The 25993-nt window shown below is 37.1% G+C and carries 19 protein-coding genes and 1 other annotated feature; of the genes, 5 read left to right on the plus strand and 14 right to left on the minus strand.

The genetic code is table 11. From position 1 onward, the window contains the following. Positions 1 to 37: 37 nt before the first annotated feature. The 4 genes from rpsD to F823_RS0100365 form a co-directional block, all read right to left on the minus strand. Positions 38 to 643, minus strand: coding sequence for a 30S ribosomal protein S4 (rpsD, locus tag F823_RS0100350; RefSeq protein ID WP_002843206.1), 606 nt, complete (start codon positions 641 to 643; stop codon positions 38 to 40). Between the two features lie 262 nt (positions 644 to 905). Continuing rightward, positions 906 to 1376, minus strand: coding sequence for a YbaK/EbsC family protein (locus tag F823_RS0100355; RefSeq protein ID WP_019595232.1), 471 nt, complete (start codon positions 1374 to 1376; stop codon positions 906 to 908). A 28-nt stretch (positions 1377 to 1404) separates the two neighbouring features. Then, positions 1405 to 3138 (minus strand): phospholipase D-like domain-containing protein, encoded by a 1734-nt coding sequence (locus F823_RS0100360; protein ID WP_002843237.1) that lies wholly within the window; start codon positions 3136 to 3138, stop codon positions 1405 to 1407. 4 nt (positions 3139 to 3142) lie between these two features. Next, entirely contained in the window at positions 3143 to 3403 is a 261-nt protein-coding gene (locus tag F823_RS0100365) for a cysteine-rich small domain-containing protein (protein WP_019595233.1), read from the minus strand. Positions 3404 to 3574: 171 nt separating this feature from the next. Here F823_RS0100365 and hflX (F823_RS0100370) point away from each other — a divergent pair, with 171 nt between their 5' ends. Beyond that, a complete protein-coding gene (hflX, locus tag F823_RS0100370) occupies positions 3575 to 4888 on the plus strand; it encodes a GTPase HflX (protein ID WP_002845071.1) in 1314 nt (437 codons plus the stop codon). A 13-nt stretch (positions 4889 to 4901) separates the two neighbouring features. Then, complete coding sequence (gene hflX / locus F823_RS0100375) at positions 4902 to 6194, plus strand: GTPase HflX (RefSeq protein ID WP_002843297.1); 1293 nt, start codon at positions 4902 to 4904, stop codon at positions 6192 to 6194. 105 nt (positions 6195 to 6299) lie between these two features. Here the strand turns inward: hflX (F823_RS0100375) and F823_RS0100380 are convergent, their stop codons facing one another. Then, positions 6300 to 6908, minus strand: a complete 609-nt coding sequence (locus F823_RS0100380) for a Maf family protein (RefSeq protein ID WP_002843226.1) — start codon at positions 6906 to 6908, stop codon at positions 6300 to 6302. Position 6909: 1 nt separating this feature from the next. Continuing rightward, entirely contained in the window at positions 6910 to 8181 is a 1272-nt protein-coding gene (locus tag F823_RS0100385; RefSeq protein WP_019595234.1) for a D-alanyl-D-alanine carboxypeptidase family protein, read from the minus strand. Positions 8182 to 8488: 307 nt separating this feature from the next. On the opposite strand from F823_RS0100385, the gene F823_RS0100390 reads away from it, so the two are divergent. Continuing rightward, positions 8489 to 9010, plus strand: a complete 522-nt coding sequence (locus tag F823_RS0100390; RefSeq protein WP_002843179.1) for a DUF4364 family protein — start codon at positions 8489 to 8491, stop codon at positions 9008 to 9010. Positions 9011 to 9097: 87 nt separating this feature from the next. Here the strand turns inward: F823_RS0100390 and F823_RS0100395 are convergent, their stop codons facing one another. The 6 genes from F823_RS0100395 to F823_RS0100420 all read right to left on the minus strand — a co-directional run bounded on the left by F823_RS0100395 (position 9098) and on the right by F823_RS0100420 (position 18550). Next, entirely contained in the window at positions 9098 to 9712 is a 615-nt protein-coding gene (locus F823_RS0100395) for a hypothetical protein (RefSeq protein WP_002845078.1), read from the minus strand. Positions 9713 to 9945: 233 nt separating this feature from the next. After that, positions 9946 to 11592, minus strand: coding sequence for a hydroxylamine reductase (gene hcp / locus F823_RS0100400; protein WP_002845079.1), 1647 nt, complete (start codon positions 11590 to 11592; stop codon positions 9946 to 9948). A 278-nt stretch (positions 11593 to 11870) separates the two neighbouring features. Beyond that, entirely contained in the window at positions 11871 to 13283 is a 1413-nt protein-coding gene (locus tag F823_RS0100405) for a bifunctional folylpolyglutamate synthase/dihydrofolate synthase (RefSeq protein WP_002845081.1), read from the minus strand. 150 nt (positions 13284 to 13433) lie between these two features. Continuing rightward, complete coding sequence (locus F823_RS0100410; protein ID WP_019595235.1) at positions 13434 to 14864, minus strand: aminoacyl-histidine dipeptidase; 1431 nt, start codon at positions 14862 to 14864, stop codon at positions 13434 to 13436. A gap of 150 nt (positions 14865 to 15014) precedes the next feature. After that, a complete protein-coding gene (locus tag F823_RS0100415; protein WP_002843254.1) occupies positions 15015 to 15641 on the minus strand; it encodes a GntR family transcriptional regulator in 627 nt (208 codons plus the stop codon). Positions 15642 to 15898: 257 nt separating this feature from the next. Further along, complete coding sequence (locus tag F823_RS0100420; protein ID WP_019595236.1) at positions 15899 to 18550, minus strand: valine--tRNA ligase; 2652 nt, start codon at positions 18548 to 18550, stop codon at positions 15899 to 15901. A 67-nt stretch (positions 18551 to 18617) separates the two neighbouring features. Continuing rightward, positions 18618 to 18907, minus strand: a binding site (T-box leader). Between the two features lie 537 nt (positions 18908 to 19444). Here F823_RS0100420 and F823_RS0100425 point away from each other — a divergent pair. Further along, positions 19445 to 20992 carry a 4Fe-4S dicluster domain-containing protein gene (locus tag F823_RS0100425; protein ID WP_002843191.1) on the plus strand — a complete coding sequence of 516 codons (1548 nt, stop codon included), beginning with the start codon at positions 19445 to 19447 and terminating at the stop codon, positions 20990 to 20992. 233 nt (positions 20993 to 21225) lie between these two features. On the opposite strand, the gene F823_RS0100430 is transcribed toward F823_RS0100425, so the two are convergent. Both F823_RS0100430 and F823_RS0100435 read right to left on the minus strand, forming a co-directional pair. After that, positions 21226 to 21468, minus strand: coding sequence for a DUF1653 domain-containing protein (locus F823_RS0100430; protein ID WP_002845088.1), 243 nt, complete (start codon positions 21466 to 21468; stop codon positions 21226 to 21228). Positions 21469 to 21475: 7 nt separating this feature from the next. Next, the gene (locus F823_RS0100435; protein ID WP_002845089.1) at positions 21476 to 23026 is read right to left on the minus strand and encodes an ABC-F family ATP-binding cassette domain-containing protein; all 1551 of its coding nucleotides are present in this window, start codon (positions 23024 to 23026) and stop codon (positions 21476 to 21478) included. A gap of 152 nt (positions 23027 to 23178) precedes the next feature. Here F823_RS0100435 and F823_RS0100440 point away from each other — a divergent pair, with 152 nt between their 5' ends. Then, a complete protein-coding gene (locus tag F823_RS0100440; protein ID WP_019595237.1) occupies positions 23179 to 25929 on the plus strand; it encodes a transglycosylase domain-containing protein in 2751 nt (916 codons plus the stop codon). The last annotated feature ends 64 nt before the right edge of the window (positions 25930 to 25993 follow it).

Below are 25993 nucleotides of genomic sequence, written 5' to 3' on the forward strand. Positions count from 1 at the left end.
GGGTAAATATACCCTCTTTTGAATATTCGTCTTTTTCTTATAATGAAGACTTAGAGTAGAATTCGACAACTAGTGAATCGTTGATTTCGATTGGCACTTCTTCTCTCTCTGGAAGTCTTGTAAGAACTGCTGAGTAGTTAGCCTGGTCCTTAGTTAGGTAAGGATGTTCGTTTAAAGCAGCTGCTTCAAAGTTAGCCTTGAATAGTTCATTAGTTCTGTACTTTTCTCTTAGTGATATTTCGTCTCCTACTGAAACGATGAATGAAGGTATATTAACCTTTCTTCCGTTAACATGGATATTTCCATGTCCAACCATCTGTCTAGCCTGTCTGATTGAGTTAGCAAGACCCATTCTGTATACTAGGTTGTCTAGTCTACATTCTAATGTTCTTATAACTGCTATACCAGTAGGTCCCTTCGCCTTCTGAGCCTTCTTCATGTAGATTCTCATCTGCTTTTCAGATACTCCATAGTAAGCTCTTAGTCTCTGCTTTTCAAGTAACTGCATACCGTATGGTGATAGCTTCTTGTCGCTTCTTGCAGTTCCCTTACCAGCTCTGTTCATTGCCTTTGGATGACCACATACGTTTAGTCCTAGTCTTCTAGATAACTTAAACTTAGGTCCTCTTGTAATTGATGACATATTCTTTCTCCTTTAAAAATAAATTGTGTGGATGCCTCTATTGGCATTGTCCATTGTAATATGATGGATGTGTGGACCAAGGTCCGCTACATTGTCCATATAGAAGATAAATGCTTGATATGTTTCCCTAATCTAGTAGATATAGGGTTCTATACCTGCATCTAAACTATTGTCGCTCACTACACGACTTTAATATTATACTATATATAATAGTCCTTGTCTAGTATTTTTTCCTAGTATCCTGTGGTATCAACTAAATATCCTAAGCTTCTATCAACTTGCAGACATCTATCCACTCTGCGTCTATAACCTTGTCTAGCTCATCTACCCTAAAAGCTGCCGTACACTCTGGAGCCCCCGCTGCTGAATAGACTACTTCAAACCTCTTTAATGATTCATCCAGATAAGCTACTACGCCTTTATTTAGACCAAGAGCACATACGCCACCTGGCTTGTGTCCTATGATTGATTCTACTTCTTCCCACGGAACCATCTTGGCCTTTTTCTTGAACATATCCTTGTACTTCCTGTTGTCTATCTTGGCATCTCCAGCTGCAACTATGACAATCGGCTTATCATCTAGCAAAAATGACATAGTCTTGGCTATTAACTTCTCCTCACAACCTATCATCCTAGCTGCATTTTCAACTGTATCACAAGGGTTAGGGTGGATTGTTATCCTATTCGCATATCCCTTTCTCTCCAACTCTTCCTTTACACTTTCGTAAGACATAACCTCAACCTCCTAATAGATATTAATTCTATAGTAGTGGAGATATAAACCTCAACACTCCATGCCAAATCCTAGTCCTCATACTTCTACGTCCAGAATACTTACTAGTGACATCTTCTGACTGGGCAAACATATTTTCCATGTCTATTCTCATCTCTTTTACTAGATCTTCGTCATATATGTAGACCCCGTTTTCAAAGTGCAGGTACAAACTCCTGTAATCCATATTTATAGTACCTATTACACCACACTTGTCGTCTGATATATGCTGTTTAGCATGGACAAATCCAGGACTGTACTCATATATCTTGACTCCATTTCTAGCTAGATTGGCATAGTTTGACCTTGTTATAGCATATATTATCTTTTTGTCTGGAATCCCAGGCGTTATGATTCTTACATCTACACCTCTCTTGGCAGCAAGGGTAAGCTCATCCCTCATTATATCGTCAATTATAAGATATGGAGTTGTTATATATAGGTAGTCGTTTGATGTTTTGGCAAGATTTAGGTATACATTCTCTGCAACCTGTTCTTCATACAGGGGATTTTCTGCAAATGGCTGAAGTATCCTTAGTTTATTTTTGGACTTAGTAACTGATGATTCCTTATTTTCAATGGCTACAGTCTTGTCTTGTGTATCTATAGGCTCGCCTTTTGTGTCCACAATCTTGTCCTCGCCTTTTGTATCCACAATCTTGTCCTCGCCCTTTGTATCTACAAGTTTGTCTTCGATATCGTCTTCTAGTAGGTCTTTTTCATTTAATACATCGTATGATATATTGCACATATCGTATTGGTTTATAAGATTTTCAAGGCTCTCCCTCTCACTCTTATTCCTCCTCATTGCGTGCCACATTTCCAAAAATATCATAGTGAGATTGTCAACCGACCTACCCTTAATCATAATTCCTGTATCTTTCCAGTAACCAAATGGGTTTACAATATTAAAGTACTCATCTGCAATATTATAACCACCTGTAAAGCCTACCTTGCCGTCTATTACAGTTATCTTCCTGTGGTCCCTGTTGTTCATAAATATATTTACTATTGGTATAACCGGATTGAATACCCTACACTTGATACCTTCCTTGTTTAACCTTTTTGAAAACGGCCTATCTACAAAGCCTAGGCTACCGACATCATCATATATAACCCTGATATCCAAGCCCTCGTCAGCCTTCCTCTTAAGTATGTCCTCTATAGCCCTAAAAGAACCAGCATCCTCTATAGCATGATACTCCATAAAGATAAATTTTTGGGCATTTTCCAACTCTTCTTTTAGTTTCTCAATAGCATCCGAAGCCTCTGAAAAATAGACTACATCGTTGTTGCTATAGGCAGGATAGTTTCCGAACTTATCAATATAATTAACATGTCCATAGACATCTGGATCTATATTCTTCAACCTAGACATAAGCTCCCTGTCTCTTTGAAGGACACCATCTGCCATTCCATAGATATATTTAAATCTCCTTCTGATAGATATAGAAGTAAACCTACTCCCTAGCAAGGCATACAGTATAAGTCCTGCAACTGGAGCTACCAATATTCCAATTATCCAAGGAATCTTGATTGCTGAATTGGTGTGCTTGCCTAGGATCCTAAATATTAGTAGGATAGACAATACCCTAAGTACTATGTCCAACTTTGGATACCAAATATTGAGGGCATATACACCACTCAAGATCCAAAATATCTGAAAGGCAAAGCCGAGACCAGCTATAATCGCCCTGTTAGTTCCATTCTTCTCCTTTTTCAAAATATCACCTTCCCTTCGCTAAATCACTGATTTGATCAAACCTACTTATTATATAGTCATAGCCATTCTTACTATGAGGTATCATGCAATTAGAACAGTCTTTTATTCCTCTATCGCTGTATTTATAATTACCGCCACACTTGGTCCCCAGGGCATACAGGGGACAATAGCAAAAAAGGCAGTTAAAATTCTCCAAATCATCCGTCTTGTGACAAGGAAAGAACTCGCACTCTCTATGACTAAAAAACTTATACTTATTTTCCATGTAAGCCCCCTCTCATTTAAGTATTTTCTCTTTACATTCACTAATTATACCATACTCGAGTAATTAATTTAACATATCTTATGTTTATTTATTGATAGTCTATCTGTTTTTTATATGGTATAATCAGATTAATTAACATTTTTTAATAAGGAGTAGTGCATAAATATAAATATGAGCGATTTAGATATAAAAAATAAACCAGAAGACCAGCTTGTTGAAAGGGCCCTTTGTGTAGGACTGAACCTTACTAGCAGAGTAATGCGTGGATCAGACATCAGCATAGAAGAGTCCATGGCAGAGCTAAAGGAACTCGTCAAGGCTGCCGGTGCTGAATTTGTTGGTGAGTTGATCCAGAACAAGGACAAGGTCGATACTGCTACCTACCTAGGGAGCGGTAAGATAGAAGAGATAAAAATATATGCAGAAAGTCTTGATGCAACAATGATAGTTTTTAACGATGAGCTATCAGGTGCCCAAATCAGAAATATAGAGGATATAATCGGTAAGAAAATAATAGACAGGACTACCCTTATTCTCGATATATTTGCCCAGAGAGCCCTATCTCGTGAAGGTAAACTACAGGTTGAATTGGCCCAGCTAAAATATAGGCTTCCTAGACTATACGGTATGGGTGGTCAGATGTCCAGAACTGGTGCTGGTATAGGTACTAGGGGACCCGGTGAACAGAAGCTTGAAAAAGACAAGAGGCATATCCTAAACCGTGCAGCAGCCATACGTAAGGAACTAAAAGAGGTTGTCAAGCACAGGGAAATCCAGAGAAGCCAGCGTCAGAAAAACAAGATTCCTATTGTAGCCCTAGTAGGCTATACCAATGCAGGCAAGTCTACCTTACTGAATGAACTTATCAAGACCCATCCAGACTACGAGGCAGAAAAAGGTGTATTCGTAAAGGACATGCTATTTGCAACCTTAGATGTAACCCTTAGAAGGGCTCTTCTTCCTAACAAGAGAGAATTTTTACTTGTTGATACAGTCGGCTTTGTAAGCAAACTACCACATGACCTTATCGAAGCCTTCAAGTCCACTCTTGAAGAAGTAAATTATGCAGACCTAATACTTCATGTAATAGACGCTACAAATGAATCTTCAGATATACAAAAACATACAACCGACTCAGTCCTTAAGGACCTAGGAGCAGACGAAAAAGCCACTATAACTGTCTACAACAAGATAGACAGATTAAACCTAGATATATATCCAAAAAGCCAGGAAGATCTTGTATATGTATCTGCTAAACAGGGTATAAATTTAGACAAATTAGTGAAACTAATAGAAAAGAAACTTACGGAGGATTCTTATGAGGTAAACCTACTCCTTCCATATGACAAGGGACAGATTTTTAGCTATTTAAGTGATAAGTATCCAATAGACAAGTTCGAATATACAGATGAGGGAATAGACCTACTTGTATCGTTGGATGAAGTTGATTTTGATATTTATAAAGAATATATAAAAACAAAATAGTGTGGAGGTAAATATGGAAAAATTAATTATTTCTAACAAGGACGTCAGCAAATTCGACGAGGTCGCAGTGTTACTAGCTGTAAATGAGGGTGAGGAATTTCATGCAACTACCGTCTACGAATCAATGATTGAACTAAAGGAATTGGTTCAGGCTGCTGGTAGCGAAACTAAGGCAGAGCTAGTACTCAACCAAAAGATAGACCCTGACTACTATGTAGACAAGGAAAATCTAGAATATGTAGCAAAACACGCACAAGAACTGGAAATAGACATGATAGTGACTATAGACAGCCTAAGTGGTAACCAAATCAAGAACATGGAAGAAGTAACTGGTCTAAAAGTTGTAGACAGAACTATACTCTTACTTGATATCTTCAGCCAAAGCTCAAGCAGGCGTGAAGGAAAGCTTGAAATTGAAAAGGCCCAGTTAAAATACAGGTCTACTAGAATTGAGGGATTCCAGGGAAAATACAAGTACGGAAGTGGTATCGGTGTTTTCAGCCCTAGCAAGAAGAGACTCCTAACTGACCTTAATGAGATAAACGAAAGAATTGATTCCATAAAAACAGATCTTTCTGTAATAGTTAAGAATAGGTTTGTTCAAAGATCTAGAAAAACAGATGTAAAAGCCCCACTAGTGGCCTTTGCAGGATACACTAATTGTGGTAAGTCAACTATTATGAACAAGTTAATAGAACTTGGCCCTGACCATACTAAAGAGAGCGAAGTAATAGTAAAAGACCACATGCTTTCTACACTTGATGTATCACTTAGAAAATCAATGCTTCCAAACGGCAAGGACTTCATGATAGTAGACACTATAGGATTTGTAAGTGACCTTCCTGGAATCATAAGAGAGGCATTCAGGTCTACATTTGAAGAGGTGAGTTACGCTGACCTTATACTAGTTGTATACGATGCTAGCAGGGACGACTTAGAAGCTCAAAAGAGTATCATGGACTTCACATTTGAGAAGATCGGTGTTTCAAACAAGAGAAAAATCGAAGTCTACAACAAGGCTGATAAACTTGACCCAATACCTGAATCAAGCGACAACAAAATCTATGTTTCAGCAAAATCAGGCTATAATTTAGACAAGTTAATCGAAGCAATACAGTTCAATCTTTTTGAAGATAACCAAGATGCTAGCCTTCTTATACCATACTCAAGATTTGATATTTTCAATGAAATAAAGAAAAATAGGGTTATTGAGATGGACGACTTCAAGCATACTGATTTTGGTATAGAGCTAAATATCGTTCTTAGCAAGGATGAGTTTGAAAAATATAAATTGTTTATAAAATAAAGCTATTTTTATAAGATTTATATCCAAATAAATATTTTCAAATTATTTGTTGGATTTTTGTAATCGAGAACTTAAGACAAAATTTAGGGGCTGAATATTCAGCCCCTAAATTTTTCTTATTAATTCTGCAAGAGGAAGGCCCATCACAGTATAATAGTCCCCTCTTATCTCCTTTACAAGCAAGGCACCCATATCCTGTATACCATATGCACCAGCCTTGTCCATTGGAGATCCGCCTTCTATATACTTGTTGATTATATCCTCCATCTTCTGGTCATAATCATAAAATAGAACTTCTGTATGACTGACGAAGGACTCTACCCTATCATCATAGACTAGACTCACTCCAGTATAGACCCTGTGTAGCTTACCACATAGACTCCTAAGTATCCTATAGGCATCATCCTTATCTTTTGGCTTACCTAGGATCTGATTTTCGTCTACAACCAGAGTATCAGACCCTATCACAATATAGTCTTCACCATATTTTTTCTCAGCTTGGTCTTTAACAACAAGGGCTTTTTCTCTAGATAGCCTTTCAACCATTTTCTCCGCTATATAATAGGATTGCTTACCTGAATAAGTGCTATTTATTTCCTTTTCTATTATCTCTTCATCTAGGTCTGCTGTTATTACATCAAACTCCAAACCACACATATCAAGGAGCTGCTTTCTCCTTGGTGAACCACTTGCCAAAACTATATTTTTATTCATATTAGTTACTCTCATTCATTATTGTAAATACTGGGTATTTAGGTTTGTCTGACTTGGTGCTACCGGTGATATCGCCTAGAAGTGCCAGACCTGAATAGTAAGCCCTCTCAATAAAATTAGCGTCTTTAAGAGCACTCTTTGGATATAGGTCAACACTAGTTGCTATATTACCCCAAGCATCAATCAATTGCATCTGGGCAATTGGCTTGTCGTAGTCTTTTAGTATATTTACCCTCTTATATACCAACCTCTGCTTGAATTTCTCATCCTGCCTCTTTATTATACTAATATTTTCATCAGGAGAAAGGTCCGTCTTAATCATTCCGTTTATGTTCTTGCTAGCCAATACCTCACCCTTCTTGTATAGGTTTTTGGTCTTGTACTTTTGAGTTATAAAATCTAGGGTATTATAGGCAGAATCTCTTCTAGCTTCTTTACTTGAAGCTCCCATACTCACCCCTATCAGCCTGTTATCAACATCATTTTCTCCGCCCCTATTAGTCCTAGATGAATATGCCAGACAATAACCTGCCTTGTCTGTAAAACCAGTCTTCAATCCATCTGACTCCTTGACTAGGGGAAGTATTGGGTTGGTATTTTCTTCATCAATCTGCTTTTTAGTATTTACAAATCTTTTTTTAGAAGTTATATTAGTCAATTCTTTTTCGTAATTGTCATACAAAAATTTGGACAAAATCACTACATCTCTAGCACAAGTCGTATTTTCATATGTGAATTTTTTGCCGTCTCTTTCTCCATATATAGGTAGACCATTTGGATTATAAAAAACTGTCTTGGTCATACCAATCTCACTGGCCTTATCATTCATCCTCTTGACAAAAGTCTTGTAGTCTCCTCCTACGTGCCTTGCTATGGCTAGAGCTGAGTCATTTGCTGATATTATCATCATAGAGTCCAAAAGTACATCTAGACCTACAATATCTCCCTCATTTAGCTTCATATTTGTTCCATCTCTGTTGACATCGCTAGCTAGTATTTTTACCTGATCATGCATTGAAACCTTTCTCGCCTTTAGGTCATCGAATGTGATCAGCAAGGTCATCATTTTAGACAAGCTCGCCATTGCAGTCGGTGTTAGAGAATCCTTTTCGTATACTATCCTATCTGATTTCGTGTCAACCACTATAGCATGTCTTGAATTCCTATCACTAAACCTTGTATATGCCATAGACCTTGGAGATAGTCCAATCAAGAGCGATAAACTAATCGATACAAATTTAATTGTCGTATTTACAAACCTAGTATTTCTCATATCAATACATCCTTTACTAAAAATATCCCTTTAATTATATATAGTCAATAAAATAAAACCCAATAAAACAACAAGATTTATTAATGTTGTTTTCAATCTGCAATCCTGTTTATAATTATAAAAAACCTGCATTTATTATTATAACAAAAATAATATACATTTCACATATTTTATGCAAGGAAAAATCAATTATGACTATAATGTAATAACTCAAATGACAAAAGTTACAAGTTGACTAAATTAAGACCTTTGACAAATAGGAAAATATCAACTAAAATTAGATTATAATAAATAATGGAGGTTACCTATGTTTGAAACCAGTGCAGATGATCTAATACTTGAAAAATTGATAATTTTATATACATTTAATAACCTTAGAGAAGATGTTACCGATTCACAGCTTACTCAGATAATAATGGAAACAGATGCAATGAACTACTTTACATTTAGGGCATTACTTCCAAAAATGTTGGAATCAAAGTTTATAACAAAATACCAGTCGCTTGATACCGACCTATATTCAATCACTCAGAGTGGCCTTGAAGTCTTGGTATACTTCCAGAATAGGATCCCTGAGTATTTCAGAAATAAAATACTTGACTACATTGTCAACCACGATGAGGATATATTCTCCTCTAAGATTGTCAGACAGGCTAAGTACTCTAGTCAAGACGACAAATATGTAGTTACCCTAATACTTAACCAGAACAGTAGAAACCTTATGACAATAAATGCAAATGTTGATACTGAACCAGATGCCAAATCCATGTGTGATAATTGGGACAAGAACTACAAGGAAATAATGTCCTTACTAAAATCTACTTGCTAGTGAATTATCCTACAAGACAATATATCAAACAAAAAAATGAAGATAAGTGTATAAACTCCACCTATCTTCTTTATTTTTGATTAAATTTTATCTTCTAACTAACTGGCACACTGTGTCATCTAATTTTTCAAACTTTATATCTGTCTTTTCTAGCATTCCCTGTATGAATCTACTTCTAAGCTTCAGGTAGTACTTAGCAAAATCTATACCCATTTCATCCCAATATTTCTTTGTAGTCGGTCTAACCCTTGACCATACTATCTCATCATACTCTTCATTTATTATCTGATTTATCTCCTCAGTTTTGCCACCATCAAGTAGCATATCCCTTATTGCATCATATACATACCTGATAGGTTTCCCCTCATAATCTGTCTCAACCTCTTGCCCCAGCTCATAAAAAGCATTCTCTAAATTTACAAGTTGGCTCTCATCTGCATCTATAACAGACTTGACAACGTATGCAAATCTCTTCTCAACAATCTCAAGATTTCTATCAAGCCACCCATATTGTGACATTTTTTTCAAAGTTTCTTCTAAGCCAAGATCCTCAAAATTTCCAAAACGTTCTTTTACTTCATTTATCAAGTTTTCATTTATGCCTTCTTCATCAGCAACCTTAGCAACTGTTTCTATAAACTTTTCTTGCTGCCTAATCCTCATGTATACCTTTTCCGGCTTGTTGGTATTAATGTTTCCCATAATATACTCCTTTGTTTTGCCTTTTTATAACTATTCTATACATACTATTATACATTATTTAACAAAAAATTCATATAAAAAAGTACAAAAAATTCTAATAAATTTATATTATTAATCTAAAACAAAATAATCTAGGGCTTTTCACCTAAACCCTAGATTATTTTCGTAATATTCTTATTTTTTATTAACTAAGCAATAGTTAGTTAATAGTTAATCATTTCTCGTTTGCTATATTATTTTCCTTCACCGAAGAATAGTTCTATGTCATCTTCGACTGTTCCTATTCCTGCTATACCAAAGTTTTCTACTAGAACCTTGGCTACATTTGGTGATAGGAAGGCTGGTAGAGTTGGTCCAAGATGGATATTCTTTACACCTAAGAATAATAGTGAAAGCAATACTATTACAGCCTTTTGTTCATACCATGCTATATTAAATACTAGTGGTAGGTCGTTGATATCCTCTAGTCCAAATACTTCCTGTAACTTCATAGCTATTACTGCTAGTGAATAAGAGTCGTTACACTGGCCTGCATCTAGAACTCTTGGTATACCATTGATATCTCCAAGGTTTAACTTGTTGTACTTGTACTTAGCACATCCAGCTGTCATTATCACAGCATCCTTTGGAAGAGCCTTGGCAAAGTCTGTATAGTAGTTTCTACCCTTCTGTCTTCCGTCGCATCCTGCCATTACTACAAATTTCTTGATAGCTCCTGTATTTACAGCCTCAACAATCTTATCAGCAAGAGAAAGTACCTGGTTGTGGGCAAATCCACCTACAAGTGTTCCTTCTTCTAACTGAGTTGGAGCAGCACACTTCTTAGCGTGTTCAATTATTTCTGAAAAGTCCTTAGTTGATCCTGCTTCGCCTGGTATATGCTTACATCCTGGGTATCCTGCAGAACCTGTTGTATATATCCTATCCTTGTATGAGTCCTTTGGTGGTACTATACAGTTTGTAGTCATCAGGATAGGTCCATTGAAGCTTTCAAATTCTTCCTTCTGTAACCACCAAGCATTTCCATAGTTACCAACTAGGTTGTCATACTTCTTGAACTCTGGATAGTAGTTGGCTGGTAGCATTTCTGAATGTGTATATACATCTACTCCAGTTCCCTTAGTCTGTTCCAATAATTCCTTTAGGTCTGATAGGTCATGACCTGAAATTAGTATAGCTGGGTTGTTTCTAACACCTAGATTTACTTCTGTTATCTCTGGGTTACCAAACGTTCCAGTATTGGCTGAATCTAGAAGGGCCATTCCCTTAACGCCAGCTTCTCCTGTTGCAAGAACTAATGATATTAATTCATCCACACTTAAATCCAAAGTAGTCTTGTATAGGGCTTCCTGAAGGAAAGCATCTACTTCTTCACTATCGTAGTCTAACATATTAGCATGCTTTGAGTATGCTGATAGACCCTTTAGTCCGTATATAGTAAGCTCTCTTAGAGACCTTATATCTTCATCTTCTGTAGCAAGTACGCCTACTTGTCTAGCCTTTTCATCAAACTTTGAAGTATCTCTCTCATCCCAAAGAGCCACTTCACTAAGTCCACTCTTGTCGTCTAACTGTTCTATCAAATTTTTCTTTACATCTAGAGTCTTAATCACCCTACCAACAAAAACATCAAAGTCGAAATTGGCATTTGTAATAGTTGTAAATAGGTTAAGAGTTATCATGTGGTTTACTTCCTTAGATATAGTCTTACCTTCAGCTCTTAGCCTAGTAGTAACTTCTGATATTCCCTTGTTGGCATATACTAGTAAGTCCTGGATTCTAGCAACCTCTGGAGTCTTTCCACAGACACCCTTTACCGTACAGCCTGAACATCCTGCTGTTTCCTGACACTGATAACAAAACATATTTAATTCCTTCATAATTTTACCCTCCTTATATTGTCATTTCTTTTTATTTATATTTAGCAATCGGTTGAAATATCTTGTCTTTCTCAACCCTATGTCATTATTATATATCTTGACTTTAAAAAAGTCGGTTGCATATGCAACCGACTTAAATTTTTTAATTATATCCAGTTTTTTTCTTGTGCAATTCTAACTGCATCAGTCCTATTTTCTGCAGACAACTTCTGTAAGATTAATTTAGAAATACATTTAGTTTTATATTTTAGAGGTATTACTACTTACAGACAAGGTACCTAAAATTGAACTTTCCTTAAAACAGTCCTCATAGAACCGACCAGAAAGAGTGAACCTGCTCCAATAACTAGATTGTTTTTCTTCGCAAGCGTAGGTTCCTTGCTTTTGTCCACCTTTTTAGCCTTCTTAGAAGATGTCTTTTTATTCTTGACCTTGCTAGCACTATTTCTCTCTTCTTTAATCTTTTTTTGTAGGTCAAGCGAGTACTTGACAGCATCCTCACTGTTCTCTATACAGATTATGTCATCACAATACATACCAACCCTATATGCAAGCTCTTCTAGGTCCATAGCCCTAGAGTTGTCTGGTAGGGTCAATATTATGTGGTCAAACTTAGGCGCTAGGAGCTTGACCATAGAGTCAACATCCTTGTCAGCCAATATACCTAGAACTAAGGTTTTTTCCCAGCTATCATCAAACTGTCTATCCATTTCTTTTGCTAGGGCCTTGGCTCCATCTAGATTATGGCCTCCATCTAATATATAAAGAGGGCTCTCGCTTACTACCTCAAATCTTGCTGGCCACTTAGTTTTTATGAGACCCTCATATATAGTTTCATCATTTATCTTGTCAAAGCCAAGCTTGTCCTTGAGATATACTAATACGTTAATGGCCAAAAGGGCATTTCTAGACTGGTATTCACCTACCATCCTAATCTTTATATCCTCATACACCCTAGTTCCAACCCTACAAGTAAATACCTGGTTATTTAGGTTATACTTGCTAATAACTATAGACTCGTTATCAGTAACCAATATGTCAGCATTATTTTCACTAGCAACTTTTTTTATTACATCCTCCACTAGCTTGTCCTGACCGTATAGTATTACATGGCCACCTTCTTTTATAATACCAGCCTTCTCCCAAGCTATCTTTTCTATATCGTCTCCAAGAACCTTGGTATGGTCCTTACTTATTGACGCAATTACACTCACAAGAGACTTGTCTATTACATTTGTGGCATCATACCTACCTCCTAGTCCTACTTCCAGTACTACAAGGTCTACATTTACCTTTTTGAAATAGTAAAATGCAACGGCTGTGACAACTTCAAATTCTGTAGGATGGTTTAGTCCATCACTGACCATAGTCTCTATCTTGTCCCTTACAATTTCAACTGTGTCTGCAAGGTCTTGGTCACCTATATCTATACCACCTACCTTTATCCTCTCATTAAATCGTTCTAAAAATGGAGATGTGTACAGACCTATCTTATATCCACTCTCGATTAATGAGCTCGCTATAAATGACGAAGTAGATCCCTTACCATTGGTCCCAGCTACGTGTATAATTTTCAATTCATCCTGGGGATTTCCCAGCCTTTTAAGTAGTTCCCTGATGGTATCTAGACCAAGTACCATACCAAACCTATCTATCTTATGTATGTATGCTAATGCTTGTTCGTAATTCATTATTTGCTCCTTATCCTTAATCTATATTACTAATTATACTACAAAAGGCCACCCCATTAAACACGGGATGACCTATTATAATAAACTTTATTGCAATACTATTTTAATTGTGTATTTGATTATAGTATTCTGATTATACATTAAATACTACTATTTTAAGTTAGCTAATAATGATTTAGTGAATTTCCAAACTCTTTCAACTGATTCAATACCCATTGATTCAAGTGGTGTATGGGCATCTGTAATGTCTGGTCCGTAGCTTAGCATATCACAGTTTGGTAGTATTCCCTTTAGAAGACCACACTCAAGTCCTGCATGGATTGAACTTACTTCTGGTTCTTGGCCATACTGAGCCTTGTAAGTTTCTATTGCTATATCTCTTAATTCAGAGTTAGCATCAAACTGCCAAGCTGGGTAAGCTGCATACTCTCTAGTCTTAACACCCATAACTTCACCAAGAGTGTTTATTCTATCTAGTATTTCTCTAAGTGAGCTAGTAGCTGCTGAACGAACAGAAGTTGTAAGAACAATCTTTCCATCTTCTTCTGCTATTATAGCGTTATTTAGAGAAGTCTGTACTAGACCTTCTATATCCTTAGACATATACTGTACTCCATCTGGAAGGATCATTAGGAAGTTGATTATCTTGTCAGATACTTCCTTAGTGTAAGACTCTTTTACTTCTACCTTATTAACAAGAGCCTTAAAGTCTGGTTCTTCAACCCTGTATTCTTCTGTTAGGTCGGCTACCATTGATTTTATAGTATCTTCAATAGCAGAGAACTTGTCAGTTACTATGACAGCTTTTGCATAGCTTGGTACAGCATTGTGCTTGATACCACCCTCTATTGAAGCAAGCTTTATCTCAGCCTTAACACTGGCCAAAATTCTTGTAAGCATCTTTATAGCATTACCTCTCTGGCAGTCAATTTCAGATCCTGAGTGTCCACCCTTAAGACCTGATAATACTATTTCGTATGCTTCAGATGAACTAGCTTCCTTAGCTACATCTATAGTACATTCTATATTTGATCCACCTGAACAAGATACAAGGAATATTCCCTCTTCTTCTGTATCTAGGTTAAGTAGTCTTGTTCCACTTAGGTGGTCAGCTGTAAGAGCCATAGCCCCATCCATACCTGTTTCTTCGTTAGTTGTTATCAATAACTCGATTGGTGGATGTGGAATATCATCTGCATCAAGTATAGCTAGTCCATATGCTACTGCTATACCATCATCTCCACCTAGAGTTGTATTATTGGCTCTTATTCTATCTCCATCTATTACCATTTCAATCGGATCAGTGTCAAAGTTGTGGTCAGAACCGTCAGCCTTTACACATACCATATCCATATGTCCCTGGATTATTAGAGTCTGTGAGTTTTCATAACCTGGTGTTCCAGGCTTCTTTATTATTACATTTAATATCTCATCCTGGTAAACTTCAAGATTTCTATCCTTGGCGAATTTTACTAAGAAGTCACTTACTTCTTTTTCTTTTCCTGAACTTCTTGGATGCTGATTCAATTCATAAAACCACTTAAATACTTCCTTTGGTTCAAGATTGCTTAAATTATTCATGTGTTTTCCTCCTGAATGATAAATTTTTTAATTGATATTCCTTAATTTATTAATTAAAGAGTAATTGTTTTCCCAATTATAATACTACTCCATTTAATGACTAATTTCAATATTTTTCCTAGAATTTAGTAAATACTGAATATTATTTTTTTAGAAAAGAGCATCTTTTACCCTAGAGACAAAATCATCTATATGTTCTCTAGAATATCTCTCTGCCTTGTCTTCATCACCCTCTTCCATAGCCTCTACAATTTTACTAAATGTCCTAATGAAAATAGTAACATCAGTAAAGTATTCATTACAGTAATGCCATAGCCTCTCAGTATGTATGTGTAATGAACCAAGCAAAGATTTTAACCATGGATTTCCACAAGCATCGATTACTATTGTGTGGAACTCTTCATCAAGGTCAATGGCCTTTTGATAGTCATCGTCAGCGGCCAATTTTTCAAGTTCACCAGTTATGAACTTAAGTCTTTCAATGTCCATCTTACTTATTCTAGACACAGCTTCTCTTGTAGCCATAGGATCCAGTACCCTAGTAAGATCAAACAAGGACCTCATATTTGTAAAATCAATAAAGGATACCTGTACTCCATATCTAGGTACAATCTTTAGGAGCATATCCATCTCTAGTCTCTGAAAAGCACTCCTTACAGGTGTTCTTGAAATATCGAATTCCTTAGATATTTCTATTTCATTCAGTACCTGTCCTGGTTTATACTCATTTTTAACTATTCTTTTCTTTAATTCTTCATAGATATCTACTTTTTTCATTCCTCTTCACCCCATTTTTTAACAACAACATATAATTACATTTTTCATATTTATACAAATTATATTATAATATGTTTTTTTGTGAAGTACAACACCATCTTGTTTAATTTTCACATATTATAAAAGGACGACATAAGTGTCGTCCTTTAGTATATTAGCTATTATTAGACTAGGTCTAATTAAAAAACTGTACTTTAGTTAATATAGGTGTATCTTTAAATCAATATGTAGGTTACACTTAAATTGATAGTCCTATATTATTTAAGCTTAGCCAGTCTTTCTTCTATTGTTTTAAGTATTTCCTCAAACTTTTCCTTCTTAGCCTTTTCTTCTTCAACAAGTTTTTCAGGTGCCTTGTTCATAAATCCAGGATTGTTTAGCTTACCTTCAACTCTTTTGATTTCAGAAATAGCTTTTTTCTTTTCTTTCTCTAGTCTTTCCTTCTCTTTTTCAAAGTCTACTAGTTCATCAAGTGGTATAAACAGCTCAACTCCATCTATAACTACAGATACTGCATCTTCAGGAATTCCAGACTTGTCTTTCTGTATTTCAACTTCTGAGGCAGATGCCAGTGACTTAAAGTAGTCCTTACCGTCTTCCATAGCATCAATCTTTTCATCAGTTGGTACTATTAATATTTTAGCCTTCTTTGAAGGTGGAACATTCATCTCTGTTCTGACATTTCTTACCTTCCTTATAGCCTCCATTATTAGGTCCATCTTTTCTTCTTCTACCTGCATATTGTCAGCTTCATCGTAGTGAGGGTAGTCAGCTGTGATGATTAGGCCCTCAACTGTTGGTAGGTATGAGTAGATTTCTTCTGTTATAAATGGTATAAATGGATGAAGTAGCTTTAATATCTTTTCTAGAACATATGTCAATGTGTATAGGGCTGCCCTCTTAGCATCTCTATCATCTCCATATAGTCTAGGTTTTACTATTTCTATATACCAGTCACAGTATTCTGACCAAGTAAATTCATATGACTTCTGTAGGGCTATTCCTAGCTCAAACTTGTCCATATTAGTATTCACTTCGTCTACTATCCTATTAGCTCTTGATATGATCCACTTGTCAGCAAGTGTCAAGTCTTTTTCAACTGCCTCTCTTGTAAGGCCATCAAGTAGGCTTTCATCTTCAAGATTCATAAATACAAACCTAGATGCATTCCATAGTTTGTTGTTGAAGTTTCTAGCAAACTCAACTCTCTCCATATAGAATCTCATATCGTTACCTGGTGAGTTACCTGTTATTAGGGTAAATCTTAGGGCGTCTGCACCAAATTGGTCTATTATCTCAAGTGGGTCTATACCATTGCCCAGTGACTTGGACATCTTCCTACCCTCTGAATCCCTTACTAGACCGTGGATTAGGACGTGTTCAAATGGCTTGTCATTCATACAGAACATTGAAGAAAATGCCATCCTTACTACCCAGAAGAATATGATGTCATATCCTGTTACAAGTACACTTGTTGGGAAGTAGTAGTCTAGCTCTTCACTCTTTTCTGGCCAACCTAGTGTCTCAAATGGCCATAATCCTGATGAGAACCAAGTATCTAGGACGTCTTCATCCTGCTTGATATTGTTTGAATGACACTTAGGACACTCATGTGGTGCCTCTTCTGCAACTATCAATTCACCACAATCCTGGCAATAGTAGGCAGGTATTTGGTGCCCCCACCATAACTGTCTAGAAACACACCAGTCTCTTATATTTTCTAACCACTGTAGGTAAGTCTTGTCAAACTTTTCTGGAACAAACTTTAGTTCCTTGTTCTTTAGTATTTCTATTGCTGGCTTGGCAAGCTCATCCATCTTTACAAACCACTGTAGTGATAGTCTAGGCTCTATTGTTGTATGACATCTGTAGCAAGTACCAACAGCATGGTCGTGCTTTTTGATACCTATTAGGTAGCCTGCCTCATCAAGGTCTGCCACTAAGGCTTTTCTGCATTCGTACCTATCCATGCCAACATACTTACCAGCTAGGTCATTCATTGTGGCATCATCATTCATTACGTTTATTTCTTCTAGTCCATGTCTCTTACCAACCTCAAAGTCATTAGGGTCATGGGCTGGAGTCATCTTAACTGCACCTGTTCCAAATTCCTTGTCTACATATTCGTCGGCAACTATAGGAAGCTCTCTTCCTACAAGCGGTAAAACTGCAATCTTTCCAACTAAGTGAGTGTATCTCTCATCTTCTGGGTGAACCGCTACACCTGAGTCACCTAATAAAGTCTCCGGTCTAGTAGTTGCTATTTCTAGGAACTCATCAGAATCCTTGATTGGGTACTTTATATGCCAGAAATTACCTTCCTGGTCCTCATGTTCAACCTCTGCATCAGAAAGTGTAGTCTTACATGATGGACACCAGTTTATAATCCTGTTACCCCTATAGATATGACCTTCTTCATATAACTTTACAAAGAACTTAGTTACTGCCCTATTACATCCCTCGTCCATTGTAAATCTTTCCCTATCCCAGTCACAAGATGCACCAAGCTTCTTTACCTGGTTTACTATCTTGCCACCGAATTCGTCCTTCCACTTCCAGGCTTCCTTTAGGAATTCCTGTCTTCCGAACTCGTACTTAGACTTGCCTGTTTCCTTCTTGATCCTGTCTACTACCTTTACCTCTGTAGCTATAGATGCATGGTCTGTGCCCGGTATCCATAGGGATTCAAAACCATCCATCCTCTTCCACCTGATAAGAGTATCCTGTAGTGTATCATCTAAGGCATGACCCATGTGTAGCTGACCTGTGATATTTGGTGGCGGCATCACTATAGTAAATGGCTTCTTGTCCTTGTTGACACTTGACTTGAAACAACCCTTGTCCTGCCAGTCCTGGTAGATCCTAGATTCAAAATCCTTGGGATCATAATTCTTTGGTAAATTCTCCATAATTAACCTCCTTACAATCTGTTAACAATAAATATAATTCCTGAAAATAAAAAATGCCCTTCATCCTAAAAAGGACGAAAAGCTCGCGTTACCACCTTAATTCCGAGAAAATTTCTCGGCACTCAATATCCTTAACGTGGATAAACCGTACCCTGCTAAATTGACTAGATAAACCGTCAATAATAATAACTATACAAATCTCCTAGATCATCGACTAGGCAAATCTCTAAAATTCACGTCAACATTAACAAAGTATGCTCCAAAGCTACCTTCGATACATTCAGTTAAGGACCTTGCACCCCTAGTCCTCTCTCTGTAAACATCCTTATACCTACTCCTCTTCTTCACAGCATGTACTTATTTATATTTGATATCAACTAAACTTTATTAGCTGATTAACAAAAATTATATACTAAAAAAAGTTTTTTTGCAACTAATTAAGGTCCTAATTTCAAAAAATATTTTTTTGTCTATATTAATCTTCGTAAAAACATCAATCAAACCTTGCTCAATTGAAAATACACTTGGTATTTTAGTCCCTAACTGCTAGTATAAAAACACTAAATTAATATAATATTCTGAATAGTTTATTTTGCCTATATGCTAGTATTTTAAATACTTATAAGACTCGGTATCAATAATATATATACTTAAATTTTATCATGGATAATTTCTTTTTTCTATTTATTTCCAAGAGATAATATGTTATACTTTCTCTATACAAGAAGACAAATTTTTGTACAAAATATTAACATATAGTCAAGTTTTTGCCAATCTTTATTTTTGTCTTTTGTTGGCAGGGCTAATACCTATGTTTCGTTGATAAAATTTGTTTTTAACTAATATTACTAAAATGTATATACTAATTACTATTTTTTATTAAGGAGTACTACTATGAGTTTTAAAGGCATTTACACAGCTATTAACAAGGTTAGACGTGATGTCTTCACTGAAGTTGCAAAATTTGCATACGAAGATATCCATGATTTCAGTAAGCTTGAACAGATACCTTACCAGATAATACCTGGTGAAATCGCAACGCACAGAGAAAGTATATTCTTGGAAAGAGCAATCGTTGGAGAACGTATAAGACTTGCTATGGGTCTACCGCTTAGAAAAATCAACGAACACGCTGCCCTTTCAACAGGGATTACTGAAGAAACAGTTAACAATAATATATACAAGGCGCCATTTGTAAATATAATCAAGTTTGCATGTAATTCATGTCCAGACAATGAATTTTTTACAACTAACACATGTCGTGGATGTCTAGCACGTCCATGTGTAGAGGTCTGTCCAAAAAATGCTATTTCCATGGTAAACGGCAAGTCATTTATAGATCAGGAAAAATGTATCAAGTGTGGCAGATGTAAGTCTTCCTGTCCATATGGGGCCATAGCAAAGCTTGAAAGACCTTGTGCTAATGCTTGTGGTATGGATGCCATAACATCAGACAAGTACGGAAGAGCAAAAATAGACTATGACAAGTGTGTATCATGTGGACTTTGTATGTCTTCCTGTCCATTCGGTGCAATATCTGATAAGACACAGATTTACCAACTAATCAAGGAAATGAAATCAGGAAGCAAGGTAATAGCAGAAATAGCTCCAGCTTTTGCAGGTCAGTTCGGACCTAAAGTTACACCTGAAAAGTTAAGAGTTGCCATGATAGAACTTGGATTCTTTGATGTTGTTGAAGTTGCTATAGGTGCAGACCTATGTACTATAGAAGAAGCAGAAGACTTCTTATCAAAGGTTCCTGAAAAACTAGACTTTATGGCTACATCGTGCTGTCCAGCTTGGTCAGTAATGGCCAAAAAGCAGTTCCCTGAGTTCAAGGAAAATATATCAATGGCAATGACTCCAATGGTATTGTCAGCTAGGTTTATAAAACAGGCCCATCCAGACTCAAAGGTTGTATTTATAGGACCATGTGTTGCCAAGAAATCTGAAGCAACTAGAAAATCAGTAAAGAGCCACGTTGATTACGTACTTACATTTGAAGAAGTAATGGGTATGTTTGAAGCTAAGGGTATCAACCTAGAAGAAATGGTTCCAGATAAGGAAGTAAACTACGGAACAGGAGCTGGACGTGGATTTGCGGTATCAGGTGGAGTTGCCAATGCAGTACTTGACGTAATCAAGAAAGAACACCCTGATATGGAAGTACCTATAGATAGCGCTGATGGCCTAAAAGACTGTAAAAAGATGCTAATGCTAGCCAAGGCAGGTAAGAGAAATGGATACCTACTAGAAGGAATGGCATGTCCAGGAGGATGTGTTGCCGGAACAGGAACAATCCAGCCAGTTGCCAAGTCAACAGCTACAGTAAATACTTACAAGAAAAAAGCTGATAAAGTAACAGCAGACGAAAGTAAATTCGCCCCACAATTAGCCAAACTAGACGATTCATGGTTTAACGACTGGGATATAGAAAAATAAGCTAAACAATAGCTGAGAATATATAAATTCGTACCATATAAATTTTGAGGGCAGGACCTGTAAGGATTCCTACCCTCTTTTTTATTCGATAAAATACTTAAAGTTCAATATGAAGACAAGCTATTAAAGGCGACCTGACGCAAAGCGTATTGAGCCTTCGATTGTCAAATATATAAACTTTAAAGTTCTTTGAATTGATTACAGAAATAGATTTCTATGCCTTAGCTCACATTTTATAAATTCTTGCAGTCACCCACAAATTCAAATCTATACTCCTGCTCTATCTCCGGATACTTTTCTCTATCAACCCTACTCATAAACATTTCATAGGGCCTAATATATGTAGAAAAATCATCGTACAACTTCTGATAGACTACGAACTTCTCTCCTGTCTCACTGTGAATTGCAATATCCTTTACATAATAGGGCATCCCCTTAAAGTGCCTATATAGGCCTCCTATCACTAATTCTCTCATAGGTCACCTACACTATCTTTGTAGTAAAGTCTTCTATATTCCAAACATCATTCACTACATCATTATAGAATTCAGGTTCATGGCTTACCAATAGAACTGTTCCCTTAAATTCCTTGACTGCCTTTTTCAGCTCATCCTTAGCTTCAACATCCAAGTGGTTGGTAGGCTCGTCAAGAACCAAAAAGTTTATGTCTTTTAGCATTATCTTGCACAGTCTGACCTTGGCCGCTTCCCCTCCTGATAGGACCCTCATCTGGCTTGTTATATGGTCATTTGTAAGTCCACACCTAGCTAGGGCACGTCTAACATCTATGTTATCTAGGCCTGGATATTCATTCCATACCTCGTCTAGGGCTGTATTGGTATTTTCGTGTGATGATTCCTGTTCAAAATAGCCAACTTCAAGATAGTCTCCTAATTTCACCTGACCTTTAAATGGCCTTACTATTCCTAGCAGGGTCTTTAATAGTGTAGATTTACCTATACCATTCATACCCTTTAGGGCTATCTTGTTTCCCCTTTCCAGTCTAAAGTTTAAAGGTTTTGTAAGTGGTTCATTGTACCCTAAAATTAGATCTTTGGTTTCAAAAACCACCTTGCCTGATGTTCTTGCATTCTTAAAATCAAAAGTGGGTTTTATCTTTTCCTTTGGTCTTTCCAATATTTCCATCTTGTCTAGCTGCTTTTGTCTAGAGTTGGCCATACCACGAGTTGCTACCCTGGCCTTGTTCCTAGCTATAAAGTCTTCTAGCTTCTTTCTTTCCTCTACCTGCTTTTCATAGGCCTGCTCTTCCTGACGCTTCTTTATTTCATTTAATCTCACAAACTCGTCATAGTTACCCTTGTACCTGTTTAGCTCACCATTTTCCAGGTGGTAGATTACATTACAAGTATCATTGATAAAAGGTATATCGTGGGATACTAGGACAAAGGCGTTTTCATATTCCTGAAGATACCTAGTAAGCCATGTAATATGGTCCTCATCTAGGAAGTTGGTAGGCTCGTCAAGGACTAGAATTGTGGGGTTTTCAAGTAATAACTTTGTAAGAAGCACCTTTGTTCTCTGTCCACCTGATAGGTCTTCAACATCCCTGTCTAAGCCGATTTCTCCAAGACCTAGACCATTGGCTACCTCTTGAATCTTTGCATCTATAGTATAAAAACCAGAATTCTCAAGTAGTGTCTGGATATCTGCTGTATCCTCCATATACTTGGCCATCTCTTCATCTGTAGCATCCCCCATCTTGTCATATATAGCAAGCATCTCGGATTCAAGTTCGTACATATGCTTAAAGGCATCTCTTAAGATATCCCTAATTGTGTTACCCTTGGCAAGGACTGTATGCTGGTCAAGATAGCCTACAGTTACCCTGTTTGACCACTTTATATCGCCCGCATCTGGTACCAACTTCATAGTAATTATATTTAAAAAGCTTGATTTACCCTCTCCGTTCGGTCCAACCAAGGCTATATGTTCTCCCTTACGTATCCTGAAGGATACATCTTCTAATATGGTTCTCGATCCAAAACCATGACTCACATTTTCAACTACTAGCATTCATTTCCTCCTAAAAATTTCTTTATAAAATTCAATTTTTCACATTATCTACCTATTATATATTATTATTATTTAGCCATTTATTCAAGCAAAATTATTGTAAATTCACCATATTTCAAGTATAATTAGTGATAGTAAGGAGGTTTATGAACATGAAAAAAGATAACCCTGAAGATAAAAATAAAATCAGAAGAAAAACTGTCTCATCAAAAAGACCCGATTCTTCAAAGAAAACTGGTTCTGGAGATGAGGACCTGATCCTACCTTCAGAGAGAGGAAAGAGCAAGTCTTCAAATCAAAGAAGATCCTCTTCATCAAACCCTGCTTCAAAAACAAGATCAGTTAGTGCATCTGGATCAGCAGGAAGAGATAGAAAACCAAACACAAACAAGAAAACGAGATCAAAAAATGCATCAAATTCTTTAAAAAGAAAGTTGAAAATAAAGAGAAGAAAGAAAATAATAGGTGGTGTTGTAGCTGCTGCTATCATAGTATTTGCAGGAGGCTTAGGTTTTATATTCGCTTCACTTAAGGATGTAAAACCTGTAAATGAGAACTTGCTTGACAAGTTGACTCACCAAACTACTACAATTAAATATGCAAATGGAGAAACTCTTTCTACAGCACCTACGCTGTACAAGAAGACCCCAGTTCCACTAAGCGATATGTCACCATACCTTAGAAAAGCCATCGTCTCGATAGAAGATGAGCGTTTCTACTCACACAGCGGTGTCGATTATTGGGGACTAGCTAGATCTATTGTAAAGACCCTAACTGGTAGCAGACAGGGTGGTTCTACTGTTCCTATGCAGGTATCTAAAACACTGCTTACAAGTAGTGACCAGACATATAGCCGTAAGATCAAGGATATCTACTATGCCCTTGAAATGTCCAAGACTGTAAACAAAGACAAGATACTTGAAACATACCTTAACAACTACTTCGTTGGTAAGGGCTTATGCGGTGCAGAAGCTGGTTCATTGGGATATTTTAACAAACATGCCAACGAACTTAGTCTTGGTGAAGCCGCAATGCTAGCTGGTGTAACTCGTAACCCGTCTAAGTATGCACCTTATATTACATCTAGAATATCAGGTGATGAATCAAAGGCAGACCTTAACCACAAGTTATTGTTCTTCCTTGCAACTGAAGGACTTGCAGCTGCCAACAAAACAGAAAAAGATATGTACGAAAAGCTATACGAATGGGACCTTGTAGATGAGGATACATACAAGCAGCTAAAAAGTGGTGACTTGCTAGTTCGTAAGGCCATCAGCAACCCAGATGCCAAGGTTCGACAGCAGGTCGTACTTGCTAAGATGAAGCAACTAGGTGTAATCACTGACAAGCAATATGTAGCAGCTGTCAATGAAAAGATAAACATCCAGTTCCCAGACTCTAAGGAAGAGGTTGCCAACTCAGTTGAAAGTTTGGTCGAATACGACGTAGTTAGCGCCTTGATGGAACAGGGTAAAACAGAAGAAGAAGCAAGAAATATGTACTATAATGGTGGTTTGATTATAAACACTACTATAGATCCTAAGATACAAAAGTCCATCGAAAAGGAATACGAAAATAATTCAAACTTCCCTAACGATACTGTTGCTGCAAATGGACTAAGCCAGCCACAGTCTGCATCAGTAATAATAGACTACAGAACAGGTAATATAAAGGGATTAATAGGTGGTAGAAATATAAAGGCTAGGAAGACCCTAAACCGTGCTATTACACCGTACCAGCCAGGATCTACTATCAAGCCTTTATCAGTATATACACCTGCTATAGATACTCAAAAGGTAACTCAGTCTACCCTAGTATCTGATTCAAGAGGTGGATATAGGTTCAAGGAAAATAGGGCAGACAATCCAGAAACTACTACAAATGGTTATGGATCAATGAGTTTGAGACATGCTCTTGCTCTATCATCAAATACTATAGCTTACAAGACTGGAGAATTATTAGGACCTACATATGATGACTGTATAGACGTCATGATGGACTACCTAAGAAACTTCGGTATAACATCAATACTAGACTTCAAGGAAGAAAATAAGGCCGGTATGCAAAGATCGGATAGGCACTTCAACTCATTAGTACTTGGAGGTCTTACAAAGGGTGTCAGCCCACTTCAGATGGCATCAGCCTTTGGTACCCTAGCAAATGGTGGTACCTATGTTGAACCAGAAGTATTTACTACAGTAACATCATTCAACGGTGAGTTAATAATCAAAAACACACCACAGACACATAAGGTTGTCGATCCTGAAGTAGCCTATGTTATGACAGATATGTTAACAGCTGTTGTAAAAGAAGGTATCGGTAATAATGCTTCCCTTAACTCTGGAATACCAGTAGCTGGTAAGACAGGTTCTACAAATAGCTACTTGGATACATGGTTTGTCGGATATACTCCATACTATGTAGGTTCTACATACATAGGAGACGACGCTGGTATCAAAAACTCAGACGGTTCCTCTGTTCCAAGAAGAACTATCGAGGGTGGTGGATCAATGTCATCTGCCAAGCTATGGGGAAGAATAATGAACAGGGTTCACCAGAACCTAGAATACAAGACATTCGTTAAGCCTGACAAGGTCTATATGACTATGGTCAGCCCTACAGATGGTGGTAAGACTTCATATGGTGTATTGGCTGCCTTTATAGATGGTACAGCACCAGATAGGTATAGTTATACACCGGTATTACCTAAGAAGCCAAAAGTAACAAACCCTAACCAGAATCCTCGTGCAGGAATTGGTGGTGCTACGGGCGGTGCATATGGTACTGGCGGTGCTACGGGCGGTGCTACGGGCGGTGCATATGGTACTGGCGGTGCTACAGGTGGTGCATATGGTACTAGGTCAAATTACGGTACAAGATCTTCCGGAACAAGAGGATATTAATAGAATTATATATAAGAGGATGGGTTTTTCCCATTCTCTTTTTATGTTCTACCTATATTATAAA

It is taken from the genome of Peptostreptococcus anaerobius VPI 4330 = DSM 2949 (assembly GCF_000381525.1).
In the GTDB taxonomy this organism is placed as follows: Bacteria; Bacillota; Clostridia; order Peptostreptococcales; family Peptostreptococcaceae; genus Peptostreptococcus; species Peptostreptococcus anaerobius.

Coding starts and splice junctions, on each gene's coding strand:
- hflX (WP_002843297.1), top strand. CDS start 4,902: ATGGAAAAATTAATTATTTCTAACAAGGACGTCAGCAAATTCGACGAG.
- F823_RS0100365 (WP_019595233.1), bottom strand. CDS start 3,403: ATGGAAAATAAGTATAAGTTTTTTAGTCATAGAGAGTGCGAGTTCTTT.
- hcp (WP_002845079.1), bottom strand. CDS start 11,592: ATGAAGGAATTAAATATGTTTTGTTATCAGTGTCAGGAAACAGCAGGA.
- F823_RS0100440 (WP_019595237.1), top strand. CDS start 23,179: ATGAAAAAAGATAACCCTGAAGATAAAAATAAAATCAGAAGAAAAACT.
- F823_RS0100420 (WP_019595236.1), bottom strand. CDS start 18,550: ATGGAGAATTTACCAAAGAATTATGATCCCAAGGATTTTGAATCTAGG.
- F823_RS0100415 (WP_002843254.1), bottom strand. CDS start 15,641: ATGAAAAAAGTAGATATCTATGAAGAATTAAAGAAAAGAATAGTTAAA.
- F823_RS0100410 (WP_019595235.1), bottom strand. CDS start 14,864: ATGAATAATTTAAGCAATCTTGAACCAAAGGAAGTATTTAAGTGGTTT.
- F823_RS0100395 (WP_002845078.1), bottom strand. CDS start 9,712: ATGGGAAACATTAATACCAACAAGCCGGAAAAGGTATACATGAGGATT.
- F823_RS0100425 (WP_002843191.1), top strand. CDS start 19,445: ATGAGTTTTAAAGGCATTTACACAGCTATTAACAAGGTTAGACGTGAT.
- hflX (WP_002845071.1), top strand. CDS start 3,575: ATGAGCGATTTAGATATAAAAAATAAACCAGAAGACCAGCTTGTTGAA.
- rpsD (WP_002843206.1), bottom strand. CDS start 643: ATGTCATCAATTACAAGAGGACCTAAGTTTAAGTTATCTAGAAGACTA.
- F823_RS0100435 (WP_002845089.1), bottom strand. CDS start 23,026: ATGCTAGTAGTTGAAAATGTGAGTCATGGTTTTGGATCGAGAACCATA.
- F823_RS0100405 (WP_002845081.1), bottom strand. CDS start 13,283: ATGAATTACGAACAAGCATTAGCATACATACATAAGATAGATAGGTTT.
- F823_RS0100385 (WP_019595234.1), bottom strand. CDS start 8,181: ATGAGAAATACTAGGTTTGTAAATACGACAATTAAATTTGTATCGATT.
- F823_RS0100355 (WP_019595232.1), bottom strand. CDS start 1,376: ATGTCTTACGAAAGTGTAAAGGAAGAGTTGGAGAGAAAGGGATATGCG.
- F823_RS0100380 (WP_002843226.1), bottom strand. CDS start 6,908: ATGAATAAAAATATAGTTTTGGCAAGTGGTTCACCAAGGAGAAAGCAG.
- F823_RS0100390 (WP_002843179.1), top strand. CDS start 8,489: ATGTTTGAAACCAGTGCAGATGATCTAATACTTGAAAAATTGATAATT.
- F823_RS0100430 (WP_002845088.1), bottom strand. CDS start 21,468: ATGAGAGAATTAGTGATAGGAGGCCTATATAGGCACTTTAAGGGGATG.